This is a genomic window from Nocardia thailandica NBRC 100428, from assembly GCF_000308795.1.
Classification (GTDB): domain Bacteria; phylum Actinomycetota; class Actinomycetes; order Mycobacteriales; family Mycobacteriaceae; genus Nocardia; species Nocardia thailandica.
The window spans coordinates 87,450-100,666 of the sequence record NZ_BAGK01000127.1 but is presented as its reverse complement, the minus strand read 5'-3'; the positions used below and the strand labels follow the sequence as shown (position 1 = coordinate 100,666).

16 protein-coding genes are annotated in these 13,217 nt (G+C 74.1%); 13 read left to right on the top strand and 3 right to left on the bottom strand.

Translation table 11 applies throughout. The features are described from left to right. Positions 1-2: 2 nt before the first annotated feature. Entirely contained in the window at positions 3-1,943 is a 1,941-nt protein-coding gene (locus ON36_RS13840; RefSeq protein ID WP_052313960.1) for a heavy metal translocating P-type ATPase, read from the bottom strand. An 87-nt stretch (positions 1,944-2,030) separates the two neighbouring features. On the opposite strand from ON36_RS13840, the gene ON36_RS13835 reads away from it, so the two are divergent. From ON36_RS13835 to ON36_RS13800, 8 genes are all read left to right on the top strand, one after another. Next, positions 2,031-2,393 carry an ArsR/SmtB family transcription factor gene (locus ON36_RS13835; protein ID WP_043652356.1) on the top strand — a complete coding sequence of 121 codons (363 nt, stop codon included), beginning with the start codon at positions 2,031-2,033 and terminating at the stop codon, positions 2,391-2,393. A gap of 100 nt (positions 2,394-2,493) precedes the next feature. After that, positions 2,494-2,715, top strand: coding sequence for a hypothetical protein (locus ON36_RS13830; RefSeq protein WP_043652353.1), 222 nt, complete (start codon positions 2,494-2,496; stop codon positions 2,713-2,715). Between the two features lie 10 nt (positions 2,716-2,725). Next, a complete protein-coding gene (locus ON36_RS13825) occupies positions 2,726-3,553 on the top strand; it encodes an NAD(P)H-binding protein (RefSeq protein WP_043652349.1) in 828 nt (275 codons plus the stop codon). Positions 3,554-3,664: 111 nt separating this feature from the next. Continuing rightward, positions 3,665-4,321: a TetR/AcrR family transcriptional regulator gene (locus tag ON36_RS13820; protein ID WP_043652347.1), complete on the top strand. Its 657-nt coding sequence runs from the start codon at positions 3,665-3,667 to the stop codon at positions 4,319-4,321. Between the two features lie 90 nt (positions 4,322-4,411). Then, the gene (locus ON36_RS13815) at positions 4,412-5,269 is read left to right on the top strand and encodes an SDR family oxidoreductase (RefSeq protein ID WP_043652345.1); all 858 of its coding nucleotides are present in this window, start codon (positions 4,412-4,414) and stop codon (positions 5,267-5,269) included. Positions 5,270-5,323: 54 nt separating this feature from the next. Continuing rightward, positions 5,324-6,229: an ADP-ribosylglycohydrolase family protein gene (locus ON36_RS13810; protein ID WP_043652342.1), complete on the top strand. Its 906-nt coding sequence runs from the start codon at positions 5,324-5,326 to the stop codon at positions 6,227-6,229. A gap of 150 nt (positions 6,230-6,379) precedes the next feature. Then, positions 6,380-7,567, top strand: a complete 1,188-nt coding sequence (locus tag ON36_RS13805) for an NAD(P)/FAD-dependent oxidoreductase (protein ID WP_043652339.1) — start codon at positions 6,380-6,382, stop codon at positions 7,565-7,567. Between the two features lie 10 nt (positions 7,568-7,577). Further along, positions 7,578-8,519, top strand: a complete 942-nt coding sequence (locus ON36_RS13800) for a sigma-70 family RNA polymerase sigma factor (protein ID WP_043652336.1) — start codon at positions 7,578-7,580, stop codon at positions 8,517-8,519. 15 nt (positions 8,520-8,534) lie between these two features. Here the strand turns inward: ON36_RS13800 and ON36_RS13795 are convergent, their stop codons facing one another. Further along, positions 8,535-9,056: an OsmC family protein gene (locus ON36_RS13795; protein ID WP_043652334.1), complete on the bottom strand. Its 522-nt coding sequence runs from the start codon at positions 9,054-9,056 to the stop codon at positions 8,535-8,537. Between the two features lie 138 nt (positions 9,057-9,194). Between ON36_RS13795 and ON36_RS13790 the strand changes: the two genes are divergently transcribed. Then, entirely contained in the window at positions 9,195-9,656 is a 462-nt protein-coding gene (locus ON36_RS13790) for a VOC family protein (RefSeq protein ID WP_043652332.1), read from the top strand. Between the two features lie 93 nt (positions 9,657-9,749). On the opposite strand, the gene ON36_RS13785 is transcribed toward ON36_RS13790, so the two are convergent. Then, positions 9,750-10,310 (bottom strand): TetR/AcrR family transcriptional regulator, encoded by a 561-nt coding sequence (locus ON36_RS13785; protein ID WP_043652329.1) that lies wholly within the window; start codon positions 10,308-10,310, stop codon positions 9,750-9,752. A gap of 99 nt (positions 10,311-10,409) precedes the next feature. Here ON36_RS13785 and ON36_RS13780 point away from each other — a divergent pair, with 99 nt between their 5' ends. The 4 genes from ON36_RS13780 to ON36_RS36610 all read left to right on the top strand — a co-directional run bounded on the left by ON36_RS13780 (position 10,410) and on the right by ON36_RS36610 (position 13,029). Further along, positions 10,410-11,303: an SAM-dependent methyltransferase gene (locus ON36_RS13780; protein ID WP_052313959.1), complete on the top strand. Its 894-nt coding sequence runs from the start codon at positions 10,410-10,412 to the stop codon at positions 11,301-11,303. 46 nt (positions 11,304-11,349) lie between these two features. Continuing rightward, complete coding sequence (locus tag ON36_RS13775) at positions 11,350-11,793, top strand: MarR family winged helix-turn-helix transcriptional regulator (protein WP_043652327.1); 444 nt, start codon at positions 11,350-11,352, stop codon at positions 11,791-11,793. A 103-nt stretch (positions 11,794-11,896) separates the two neighbouring features. Further along, positions 11,897-12,340, top strand: coding sequence for a hypothetical protein (locus tag ON36_RS13770; protein ID WP_043652324.1), 444 nt, complete (start codon positions 11,897-11,899; stop codon positions 12,338-12,340). A 98-nt stretch (positions 12,341-12,438) separates the two neighbouring features. Then, a complete protein-coding gene (locus ON36_RS36610; protein ID WP_043652321.1) occupies positions 12,439-13,029 on the top strand; it encodes a hypothetical protein in 591 nt (196 codons plus the stop codon). Positions 13,030-13,217: the final 188 nt, after the last annotated feature.

Sequence of the window (13,217 nt, the reverse complement as noted above, 5' to 3'; positions counted from 1 at the left end):
CCCTAGTCCGGCGTCCACGCGCGGCGGCGCAGCAGGCGAAGGCCGTTGAGCCCCACGATGACCGTGGAACCCTCGTGTCCGGCGACGCCGAGCGGCAGCGGCAGGTGCCCGACGAGATCCCAGACCGACAGCACGGCGATGAACACCCCCGCGATCACCAGGTTCGCGTCGACGACGCGACGGGCGCGGCGGGCCAGGGCCAGGACGGCGGGGACGGCGGTGAGGTCGTCGCCCAGGACGACGGTGTCGGCGGTCTGCCGGGACAGGTCGGCCCCGGTGCGCCCCAGGGCGATACCGGTGCCCGCCGCGGCCAGCGCGGGCGCGTCGTTGACCCCGTCGCCGACCATGGCGACCCGCCTGCCCTGCTCCTGGAGCTCACGCACCAGCGCGACCTTGTCCACGGGCAGGAGATCCGCGTGTACCCGCGCGATGCCGACCGCCGCGGCGACGCGCGCCGAGCTCGCCGGGTTGTCCCCTGTCAGCAGGACGGTGCCGGTGATCGGCGGCCGGGCCGTCGCGGCGACCGCCCGCGCCGCGTCGGCGCGCAGCGTGTCGACGACGGACAGGATCGCCGCGGGCCGGCCGTCGCGGTGGACGACGACGGCCGTGTGACCACGCGCCGCGAGGTCCGCCACGACCGGGGCGCCTACCGGGCCGGGCGGGTACTCCCGTGGGGCGCCGACGGCGATGACCCGGCCCTCGACCGTACCGTGGACGCCGCGGCCCGGTCGGGCGGCGAAGTCCGTGACCTCGGGCAGAGTGAGCCCGCGGGACCGTGCGGTCGCGGTGATCGCCCGGGCGACGGGGTGCTCGCTGTACCGCTCGACGGCCGCCACCGCCGCCAGGAGCCGGTCGGTGTCCGATTCCGGTGCGAGGACGTGGACCTCGCCGAACGCGGGCGTCCCGTGGGTGAGGGTGCCGGTCTTGTCGAAGGCGACGGTGTCGACGGCGGCCAGGCCCTCCATCACGACGGCGGACTTCACCAGGACACCGTGCCGTCCGGCGTTGGCCATCGCCGCGAGCAGCGGCGGCATCGTCGCGAGCACGATCGCGCACGGGGAGGCCACGATCATGAAGGTCATGGCGCGCAAAAGCGCGTCGGTCACCGTCGCCCCGAAGACCAGGGGTACGGCGAAGACCGCGAGAGTCACCGCGACCATGCCGAGCGAGTAGCGCTGTTCGATCTTCTGCACGAACAGGTGGGTGCGCGACTCGGTCCGTGCCGCCTCCTCGACCAGCGCCGCGATGCGGGCGACGACCGAGTCCTCGGCCCGGCGGGTCACCCGCAGCCGCAGCGAGCCGGTGCCGTTGAGGGTGCCGGCGAACACCTCGTCGCCCGCGGTCCGGTCGACCGGCAGGGACTCGCCGGTGATGGTCGACTGGTCGACCTCGCTGCCGCCCGCGACGACACTCGCGTCGGCGGCGATGCGTTCGCCCGGCCGTACCAGGATCAGGTCGCCCACCGCGAGATCCCGTGCGGGAACGGTCTCCTCGCGGCCGTCGGGGCGCAGGCGGGTCGCGGTGTCGGGCGTGAGGTCGAGCAGGCCGCGTACCGCGTCCTCCGTGCGGGCGGTCGCGAACGCCTCGAGCGCGCCCGAGGTCGCGAAGATGACGATCAGCAGCGCGGCGTCGGTGATCTGCCCGAGCGCGACCGCGCCGGCCGCGGCCACCACCATGAGCAGGTCGACGTCGAGGGTCCGCTGCCGCAGGGCCCCGATGCCCGCGGCCGCGGGCTCCCATCCACCCGCGGCGCAGCAGCCGAGGTACAGCGCCCACCACGACCACGCGGGGGCGCCGGCGAGCTGCGCGACGCCGCCGAGCGCGAACAGGCCGAGCGCCAGCAGCGCCCAGCGCACCTCGGCGAGGGCCAGGAAGCGGGCACGCCCCGGCGGCGGCGCCGGCGGGGCGGTGCGGTGGTGGGCGACCTGCGTCGCGACTGACATCGGAACCTCCCCGGACGTGATCGACGCGGCCGACCATACCAGAACACATGAACACGTCTTCATTCGTTACTCGAGTATGCTGCCCCCATGGGACACGGAACGACCGGGCGCGACGAGGCGCTCCCGCGTCTGGACGCCGAGGCGTTGTCCCGCGTCGCCACCACCCTGCAGGCACTGGCCACCCCCAGCAGGCTCATGATCCTCATCGAGCTGGCGCGCGAGCCCATGGCGGTGTCGACCCTGGCCGAGACCATCGGCATGGAACAGTCCGCCGTCTCGCACCAGCTGCGGCTGCTGCGCAATCTCGGCCTCGTGGTCGGCACCCGCGCCGGCCGCAGCATCGTCTACAGCCTCTACGACAACCACGTGGCACAGCTGCTCGACGAGGCGATCTACCACAGCGAGCACCTGCGGCTCGGGCTGTCCGACCGGCCGGATCAAAGCGCCTGAGGCGCGCTCCCGCCCACGAAACCCGTTCTGCCGGTTAACCTTCTCTCGGTCCGAAGGATCGACCACCGTGACCTGTGACCCCGCACCGAGACGAGCCGGCATGACCACGCGCACCCGCACCGCCCTCGCGGTGCTCACCCTGTCCCTGCTCGCGGCGGGCGGCGCGACCTCGTGCGCCCGCACCGAACGCTGGTGCGAACTCGACCGCGGCGACGTCGTGGTCGACAACAGCTACTGCGAGCGCAACGTCCCCGGCTACGAGTGGGAACCCGACCACGACAAGCCGAAATACAAGAAGAAGCCCAAGAAGTCGAGCCACTGACGGAGGCCCCATGACCATCCTGGTGACCGGAGCGACCGCGAACATCGGCCGCCGGGTCGTCGACCACCTGCTGGCCGCCGGCGCCACGGGCGTGCGCGCGCTGACCACCGATCCGCGCCGGGCCGCGCTGCCCGCCGACGTGGAGGTCGTGACGGGCTACCTGCGTCGGCCGGACAGCCTGCCCGCCGCGTTCGCGGGGGTGGAGCGGGTGTACCTGGCGCCCACGCCGGACACGATCGAGGAGGTCCTCGCGGCGGCCGTGCGTGCGGGCGTGCGGCACGTGGTCGACCTGTCCGGCGAGCCCGAGAGCTGGTGGGGCACCGTCTCGACGGCGGTCGAGGCGAGCGGGATCGCCTTCACCCACCTGTGGCCGGCCGACTTCATGGAGAACACGCTGTTCTGGTCCCGGCAGATCGCCGACACCGGCGCGGTCCGCGAGCCACGCCCGGACGCGGCGAGCGCGCCGGTGGCCATGGACGACATCGCCGCGGTCGCCGCCACCGCGCTGCTGTCCGACGACCATCTCGGCCGCGCGTACCCGCTGGCGGGCCCGGAGGTCCTGCGCCGCGACGAGCTCGTCGAGCAGCTCGCGCAAGCGCTGGGCCGGCCGATCCCGTGCCTGCCCGCCACCCGGGACGAGGCGGTGGCCGCGTTCGCCCCCGCGATGGGTGACCGCGCCGCCTGGTACGTCGACAACGTGCTGCTCGGCTTCGATCCGGACCCCGACCTGCTCCCGCTCACCGCCGTCGCCGACATCACCGGCGCGCCCGCGACGACCTTCGCCCGCTGGGCGGCGGACAACGCGGGCCGCTTCACCGTCCCGGCGCCGGCGAGCTAGCGCGTAGGGGTCGCGGGACCTGCGGGCGCGGGCGCCCCGCTCGGCGCGGGCGGCGCGGAGGCCGTGGCAGAGTGGTGCCGACGTGTCCCGACCGGAAGGACCTCCCGACCCATGGCAGCCGCAGGCGGTTCCGGCACCGGACGGCGCTACTCCGGCATGTCCGCCGAGCAGCGCACCCGCGCCCGCCGCGCGGCGGTGCTCGAGGCGTCGCTCGAGCTGTTCGGTACCCAGGGCTTCGCGGCGACCTCGGTCAAGCAGATCTGCGACGCGGCCGGGTTGACCGAGCGCTACTTCTACGAGTCGTTCCGCGATCGGCGCGCCGCCCTCGCCGCGCTCTACTCCGAGCTCGTCGCCACCCTGCGCGCGGTCACCGAGGCCGCGATCACGGCGGCGGGCGACGACGACGCGGCCGCCGCCCGCGATGGTCTCGGGGCGTTCATCGCCCAGCTGACCGAGGATCCGCGCCGGGCCCGGGTCGTCCTGATCGAGGTGGTCGGCGTCTCCCCCGAGCTCGAGGAGTTGCGCCACGGCGTCCTTCGCGCGTTCGCCGATCTCATCGTCACCGTCTGGGCGAGCCGGCCGGGCATCGACGCGCGCGACGAGCAACCCCAGCTGACCGCGGTCGCCCTGTCCGGCGCGGTGAACAACCTGCTGGTGGACTGGCTCATGACCGGCATGCGGCAGTCGCCGCGGGTCCTCACCACGGTGTGCGCGCGCCTGTTCCTGGCCGCTTCGGCGAGCCTGCGCGCCCCCGGCGATCGCGACTGACCGCGCCCGCTCCCGCCCCGGCTGTGCCATACTCGACGCAACTTTTGACATGCCGACATGTCAGATAGTTCGCCGACAGGAGGAGACCCGATGGGTCGATCGGAACAGCCGCGCGGGCGGGTGATCGCCGTGACCGGCGCCGCGCGAGGAATCGGGCTGGCCGTCGCCGCGCAGCTCGCCACGGCCGGCCACCGGGTGGCCCTCGGCGACCTCGACGCGGCGGCGGCGTCCACGGCCGCGGCCGGATTGCCCGGCGAGACGGCCGGATTCGGGCTCGACGTCACCGACTCCGGCTCGTTCCGCGCCTTCCTCGACGCGGTCGAGGCGCGGTGGGGGCCGATCGACGTGCTGGTCAACAACGCCGGGGTGATGTGGGTCGGCCCCTTCGACGAGGAGTCCGACCAGGCCACGCACCGGCAGCTCGAGGTCAATCTGCACGGGGTCATCCGCGGGGTGCGCCTGGCCGCGCCGCGGATGCGCGAGCGCGGACGCGGTCACATCGTCACGGTGGCCTCGGCGGCGTCCAAGCTGGCCCCGCCCGGCGAGGCCACCTACGCCGCGACCAAACACGGGGTGTACGGCTACCTGTCCGCCGTGCGGGCCGAACTGCGCGGCAGCGGCGTCGAGCTCTCGGTGGTGATGCCGACCGTCGTCGAGACCCGGCTCGCCGCGGGGACCTCCTCCGGCGCCGTCGCGCGGCTGACCCCCGAACAGGTCGCGAGGGCGGTGGCGGCGGTGATCGAGCGGCCTCGCTTCGACGTGACCGTCCCCGGCTATGTCGGCCTCCTCGTCCGCGCCGCCGGCCTGCTGCCCGACCTGCTGCGGTCCGCGGTGTACCGCCGGATGGTGCCCGATCAGGTCGCGGCCCTGGGCACGAACAGGTCAACGCGCGCGGGCTACGAACGCGACGCGCTGCGCGATCCCGAGGATCCCAGCCAACCGCGATGACAACCGACCCGGGGCGGTGCCGTCCGCGCGCGGATATGGCACGATGACGCGGACATGCCGCGTCATCGCTCCGCCGCCCGCGACAGTCTCGACGGTCTCTCCGTCGGTGACGCGCTGGGCGCCCAGTTCTTCGTCCCGGGCAGTTCCGTGCCCGATCTCCTCGCCGGTCGTCCACCCGCCGCCCCCTGGCCGTGGACCGACGACACCGAAATGGCCGCGTCGGTCTACACCGAACTACACGATCGCGGGTCGGTCGACCGCGACGCGCTGGCTGCCGTGTTCGCCGACCGCTGCGAGCCGTATCGCGGCTACAGCGGCGGGACCGTCGCCGTACTGCACCGCATCCGGGACGGTCTCCCGTGGGCCGAGGCGGCGGGCGCGCTCTTCGACGGGCGCGGGTCGTGGGGCAACGGGGCGGCGATGCGGGTCGCGCCGCTGGGTGCCTGGTTCGCCGGGGAGCCGGATCGCGCGGCGGCCGAGGCGGCGCGCTCGGCCGAGATCACGCACCGGCACGCGGAGGCCGTGATCGGCGCCATGGCGGTCGCGGTGGCCGCCTGTCACGCCGCCGCGACCCGCGAGAGCGGATGCGACGCAGCGGAATTGCTCGACGCCGTCGACCCCTGTCTGATCGACGGCCGCACCGCGTCGGGCATCCGCCGCGCCCGGGCACTGCTCGGGGCGACGGTCGCCGAGGCCGCCTACGAGCTCGGCAACGGCGCGCAGGTGAGCGCCCAGGACACGGTGCCGTTCACGCTGTGGGCGGCCGCGACCCATCTGCGCGACTATCCGGCCGCGGTCACCGCGTGCGTGGAGGCGGGCGGGGACGCCGACACCACGGCGGCGATCGTCGGCGGGATCGTGGCCGCGCACACCGGCGTCGGCGACCGGGCGGGCGCGCGCGGAGTGCCGGCCGAGTGGCTGGCCGCGCGGGAACCGTTGCCGGACTGGTCGTTTCGCTGATCTCGTCGGCGCGGCGGCCGGGTCCGCGATCGCGCGCCGCACCGCGCCGGCCGGCGCCGATCGACCTGTGACCCACATCACGCCGAGGCGCTGTCAGGAATTCGCGCGCCGCCCCGTTCAAGGTGCACGCGAACCAGACAGGAGCGAACCATGAAGCACCGCATCGTCGTCCTCGGGGCCGGTTACGCCGGGGCCTACTCGGCCGGTTACCTGGCCCGCCGGCTCCACGCGGACGATTTCGAGATCACGGTCGTCAATGCCGATCCCGACTTCGTGGAACGGTTGCGCCTGCATCAGCTCGCCGCCGGACGCGACCTGCCGCGCAGGCCGCTGGCGGACATCTTCGCGGGCACCGGCATCCGGTTCCGGGTGGCGCGGGTGACCGGCCTCGATCCCGACCGGCGGACCGTCGCGATCACGGGCGGGCACGGCCCGGAGACCCTCGGCTACGACGCGCTGCTGTACACCCTGGGCAGCGCCGCCGCCGGGCACGACGTTCCCGGCGTGGCCGAGCACGCCTTCCCGGTGGCCGCGCGCCCGTCGGCGCTGCGCCTGCGCGCCCGCCTGGACGGCCTGCCCGACGGCGGGCGGGTCCTCGTGGTCGGCGGCAACCTGACCGCGATCGAAACCGTCACCGAGATCGCCGAAGCCCGGCCGAACCTGCGGGTGGACCTGGTGACCAGCGGCGAACTCGGGGGGTGGCTGGGCGAGCGGGCCCGTCGCCACCTCGCGCGCGCCGTCGACCGGTTCGGGATCACGGTGCGCGAGCACACCGCGATCACCCGGGTGGGCGCACACGGCGCGATCGCCGCCGACGGCACCGCCCTCGCGGCCGATGTCACGGTGTGGGCGGCCGGTTTCGCCGCGCACCCGATCGCCGCGGCCGCCGGGCTCGCGGTGGCCGAGGACGGCCGGATCCGGGTCGACCGGCAGATGCGGTCGGTCTCGCACCCCGACGTCTACGTCGCCGGGGACGCCGTGTTCGTCGTCGGCGACAACGGGCGCCCGCTGCCGATGTCGTGCGCGTCGGCCGGTTTCACCGGCATGCAGGCCACCGCCGCGATCATCGGCGACCGGACCGGCCGGACCGTCCGTACGACCTCGCTGGCCTACGTCGGCAACCACATCTCGCTCGGCCGCCGGGACGCGATCTTCCAGCTCGTCGACGGCGCGGCGGAGTCGACGTGGTCGCTGCGCGGCAGGCCCGCGGCGTGGGTGAAGGCCGCGATCCTGCGCGGCGCCGCCTGGAACGTGGGGCATCCCGGCGTCGGCACGCTGCGGCGCGCCCATCGCCTCGACGCCGCGGCGCCTGCCCGACCGGGCGCGGTCGCCGCCTAGAGTCGTGCGCGTGGACACTGCCACCGTGGCGCGTTTCGAGGCCAGCCGGCACCGGCTGGCCTCCCTGGCCTACCGTCTGCTCGGCTCGGCCGCTGACGCCGAGGACACGGTCCAGGACGCGTTCCTGCGGTGGCAGGCCGCCGACCGTGAGCACATCGCGGTCCCCGAGGCGTGGCTGACCACGATCGTCACCCACCTCGCGCTGGACCGGCTCCGGTCGGCCCGCGCGCGGCACGAGCGGGCCGTCGGCGCGTGGATGCCCGAACCGCTGCTCGACGGCGACCCCATGCTCGGCCCCGCCGACACCGCCGAACAGCGCGAGTCGGTGACCCTGGCCGTGCTGCTGCTCATGGAACGCCTCACCCCCACCGAGCGGGCGGTCTACGTTCTGCGCGAGGCGTTCTCGTACTCCCACGCCGAGATCGCGGCCATCCTCGGCATCACCGAGTCGGCCAGTCAGCAGCACGCGCACCGGGCCCGGCGTCGCGTCGCGGCCGCCCGCCACGACACCGATGTCGACCGCGCGGAGGCGCGGCGCATCGTCGAAGCCTTCGTCGCCGCCGCGTCCTCGGGCCGCACCGACCGCCTGGTCGCCCTGCTCACCGAGGACGCGACCGGCACCTCCGACGGGGCCGGTCTCGGCGGGCTCCGCCGGCTGCTCCGCTACGACACCCCGGGCCGGATCGCTCGCGCCGTCCGCGCGGGCTTCGCCCCGACCCCCGCCAAACGCGCGCTCGCCGGCGGCACCGCGACGATGCACGCCGCGCTGGTCAACGGTTCGCCCGCGATGATCGCCCTCGTCGACCGGCGCGTCCGGGGCATCCTCGTGCTCGAGACGCGGGCGGGCCGGATCGCCGCCGTCCGTGGCATCGCGACCCCCGCCCGCCTGCACCGCCTCACCGAGCGGTGGGACCTGCACGACCCCGGCACGCCGATCATCGAGGCCTGGTGACGGCTGCCCGGGCGCCTATCCCGCGACGATCTCCAGCGGCACCGCGTGCCGCAGCGTGTGCCCGACCGGCGAGCTGGCCGCGACCTTGGCGTGCAGGTCGGCCAGCTGCTCCGGCGTCGCGTCGGAGTCCAGGCGCACCGTGGCCGTGATGGTCTCGAAACCGGCGTGCCCCTCGGACAATCCGAGGAAGACCTGCAGGTCGAGGTCGCCGCGCAGGTCGATGCGCAGGTCCTCGATCGCGATCCCCGCGACCGTGGCGTTCGCGGCGTAGCCCACGGCGAGGCAGTTGCCCAGCGCGGCGAGCAGCTGCTCGACGGGGTTGGGCGCGGTGTCGCCGCCGCCGAGGGCGGGCGGCTCGTCGGACGGGACGGGGTCGAACGAGCGGATCGTCGCCGAGGAGGCGAACGCGCCGTTCCACCGCACGTGCGCCGCCCAGGTGGTGTGTCCCTTGGCCGGATCGGTCCGGACGGCCTCGATCAGGCCGCCCACGGCGTCGATGTCGACCTCATTCAGGGTGGTACGGGTTTCGGTGGTCATCGCGCGTCTCCCTCGCGTCAGTGACGAACTCTCCAACGCGGGCCAGTGTGCGGACGCGAAGGGCCGGCGAACACCCTTCGGCTCACCGTGAGCGGGACCGTCCGGGATCTGTCGGACCGCGCGCCTAGCATCACGAGCATGAGCCGAGAGATCCAGATCACCTTCGATGCCCACGACCCGCGGGCCCTGTCGACGTTCTGGCGCGACGCCCTGGGATACGTGCACCCGGGCCCGCCCGGCGTCGACGTTCCCGAGGGCACCGACCCCCTCGACGCCTGGGATCGGTTCCTCGCACAGGTCGGCGTGCCGCCCGAGCAGCGCAACACCAACTCCGCGGTGGAGGACCCGGAGGGCCGGGGGCCGCGCCTGTTCTTCCAGCAGGTCCCCGAGGACAAGGTCGCCAAGAACCGCGTGCATCTCGACGTCCGCGCCGCCCCCGGCCTGCACGGCGAGGACCGGATGGCCGCCCTCGAGGCCGAGTGCGCCCGCCTCGTCGGCCTCGGCGCGTCCCGGGTGCGCCGCTTCGAACCGGCGCCGCCGATGAGCGCGGGCTTCATCGTCATGGCCGACCCGGAAGGCAACGAGTTCTGCCTCGACTGAACCCGTTCGGGCCCTGTCCGTCCTCGACACCGGCACGCCACCGCCTGTCGTCCGCACGACGACCGGGCCGGCCCCTTCGTGGAGGACCGGCGGTCACTCGCCGGGTGATCCGAGGATGCCGGTGCCGATCCGCACCGCCTCCCGGTGCAGGACGTCGTCGTCGAGCTCGAGATCGCCCATCATCGACAGGCTCCAGCTGATCGCCAGCAGCGCCTGCCGCGCCCGGTAGATCGCCAGCGGGTCCCGGCTCGGGGCGACCATCAGGTCGGCGAGGACCCGGAACTGGTAGCGCAGGCTCGTCCCGAAGCCGAGGTCGCGGAACGCGGGCTGGTTCTCGTGCCAGAAGCGGATCATGTCCCGGCCGAGCCCGTGCAGCAGCGCGCTGTAGCGCAGCAGGATCTGCCGGGCGCGGTCGGGACCGGGTGGCGCCTCCTGCGCCCAGGTCACGATGTCGTCCACGCCCCGGCGCAGGTCGTCGGACAGGCTCGCGACGATGTCCTCCTTGGTCCGGAAGTGGTAGTACAGCGCCGCTTTGGTGACGCCGAGGCGTTCGGCGATCTCGCGCAGCGAGGTCTTGTCGTAGCCGCGCTCGGAGAACAGCTCCATCGCGACGGCGCGGATGCGCTCCCTGGTGTCACTGCGACGTCCGTCCACGCCTCTTCCTTTTACTTGACGACCGGCTAGGAGAAGCATAGCGTCGTGGCCGTGACCGGAATCACTAGCCGGTCGGCAAGTCAGTTTGGGGAGGCAATCATGACCGAGTCCAGCCCGTCGGGCACGTCCGGCACGTCCGGCACGTCCGGCACACACGTTCCCGTCGCCGGGGTCGCCCTCACCGCGGTCGGCGTCGCCGTCATCCGCGCGACCGAGTCGGCCCGCCCGGATCGCCTCTACGACGATCCGCTCGCCGCGGCCTTCGTCGCGGCGGCCCGCACCGACTTCGCCCGGCTGCCCGGCGGCCCCGAACGCTGGGCGCGGGTCGAGGCGCTGGCCGAGCAGTTCTTCGCCGGGCGCAGCGTCGGGGTGCGGCTGGTCGACGACCGGGTCGCCGAAGCGGTCGAGCGGGGGCTGCGCCAGATCGTCGTGGTCGGCGCGGGACTCGACACGCGCGCCTTCCGCATGGGGCTGCCCCCGGAGGTCACCGTCTTCGAACTCGACCTGCCCGAGCTGTTCGCGTTCAAGGAGCCCGTGCTCCGCGCCGGCGGCGCCGTGCCCACCTGCGCCCGCCGGGTGATTCCGGTCGACCTGCGGGCCGACTGGGTCGAGGCGTTGCGGGCGGCGGGTTTCCGGGACGATCTGCCGACGCACTGGGTCGACGAGGGCGCGCTCCCCTACCTGCCGCCGGCGCACCGCCTGCGGGTGTACGCGGACCTCACCGCATGCTCGGCGCCCGGAAGCCGTTTCGGCACCGGACGGTTCGCGGTCGATCCGCACTCGCCCGCCTACACCGAACTGCGAGCGCTGGTCACCGGCGACGGCGCCGCGCCGATCGCGCCGGAGGAATCCGCCCCACCGCTGGAGACCTGGCTGGCCGAACACGGCTGGCGGACCGGTTTCCATGCCTGGGACGATCTCGTCGCCCCGCTCGGGCGCCCCGTCCAGGTGGGCGATCCGGCCGTCGGACTCGTCCTGGCCGAACGCACCTGACGGCCACCTTCCCCGCCCGCGCGCCGCGGTGCGGGAAAATGGGCCGGTGACCGCCGACCGAGAACGCCCCGCCCCGCCTCCCGTCAGCGCGTCGGTCCTGGTGCTGACGCTGGCGCATCGCGTGGAGGCCGAACTGGGCGCGGCGCTGGCCCCGCTCGGCCTGACGATCTCGCGGCTGGCCCTGCTCGGGCACATCGCCAGCGTGCCGGGCGCCTCGTTCAGCGACCTGGCCCGCATGGGCGCGATCAGCGTCCAGAGCGTGCACACCGGCGTGAAGTCGATGCTCGCCGCCGGCCTGGTGCGCGACCGCACGGCACGGGCGGGGTCGGCCTCGACGATCGAGCTCACCGCGGCCGGTCACCGCCTGCTCCGCTCCGCCGAGGGGGTCATCGCCGAGGTCGACGCGCGCCTGTTCGGGCCGGGCGCCGATCCCGTCCACCGCGAGATCGGCACGGCGGTGACCGCCGCGTTCACCCGCGTCCGCCGCTGAGCCGGGCGGGCTCCGGCCGCGCGCACCGGTGATGTCACCCACAACCTTCAACACAACTGAAGCTCGCCGCTATGCTTCAACCACACTGAAGGTTGGAGGAGTAGTGGAGAAAATCCTGCTGTCGGCGCACGTCCTGGCCGGCATCGTCTTCATCGGCGGGTCGGCGGTCGCGGCCAGCCTGTTCCCGCGCTACGCGCCGGTCACCACGGCGCCGGGAGCCGGCGACGTGCGCGACGCCGCGGCGGCCAGGGCCTTCCACCGGATCACCGGGAGCTACGCGCTGCTCGCGGTGCTCGTCCCGGTGCTCGGGATCGCTCTGGCGACGATCCAGGGCCGCATGAGCGAGATCTGGATCTTCGCCGCGATGGCGCTGACCTTCCTGGCAGGCGCGCTGCTGGCCGTGGTCATCCACCCGCTGCAACGCGAGGCCCTCGACTCGCCCGACGACGGTGCCCGGCTGCGCAGGCTGTCGATGCTGGCCGGGATCTACAACCTGCTCTGGACCGTCGTGGTGATCCTCATGATCGTGCGACCCGGGGCGCGATGAGTTGTCCCGCGCCCCAACGGGATCCGGCGGAGTAACCTGTCACACACGACAACCCGAAATTGCGAATCCCGTTGGTTTCACAATGGTTGAATGTCGCGATGCAGATGCACCCGATCGGGATCCATGCCCGGACGACCGGCCTGATCCGGCAATGCCTGACCGTCACCGAGCGGCTGTCGGCGGGCCTGCGACATCTCGATACCGCGGTCGACGGTCTCCTCGCCGCCGACCCCGACGCCACCGGCACCTTCGACACCTACCTCGACGCGGCCCGGCGCTGGATCACCGCCGTGGAGATCGGCGGCGGGCGCGTCCTGGCCGACCTCGACGGGTTCGCCGAGCGCGTCGAGGCCGACCTGCGCTCCCCCGCCACACCGCCGTCCGCGCCCGCCGCCCTCGCCTCGGGCATCGTGCTCGACCAACGGCACCTCGACGCCGCGACCACGTTGCGCGGCCGCCTGGCCGACCACCTCACCGACCTGGTCGCCCTGCGCGACCGCAGCTCCGGCGCGGGACTGGCGGCCGTCCGGGGCGCGGCGCGGGGAGCCGCGGACGGCAGGCTCCTGCGGGCACGGATGGCGGACACCCGGGCCCTGGCCGAGGAATACCGGGACGTGGCGGCCGGCCTGCTCTCGGTCGCCGACCGGATCCGCGCCCGAGGCTGCCGCCCGGGCACCGTCCTCGCCTGAGCCCCGCCGGGCCGCGGCGCGCCGGGGGCCACCGGTCGCCGCGGCCCGGCTGGTACCGTGGCCGATGTGCTGATCGAGGTCGACAGAATCTAGCCACCGAACCCCGGTGGCTTCCCGTCGGTGCGCGCCACCCGGCCCGCACCGGCCGTTCCGACCGCAATCTCCGACTGCGTGTCCCCCACCGGCGT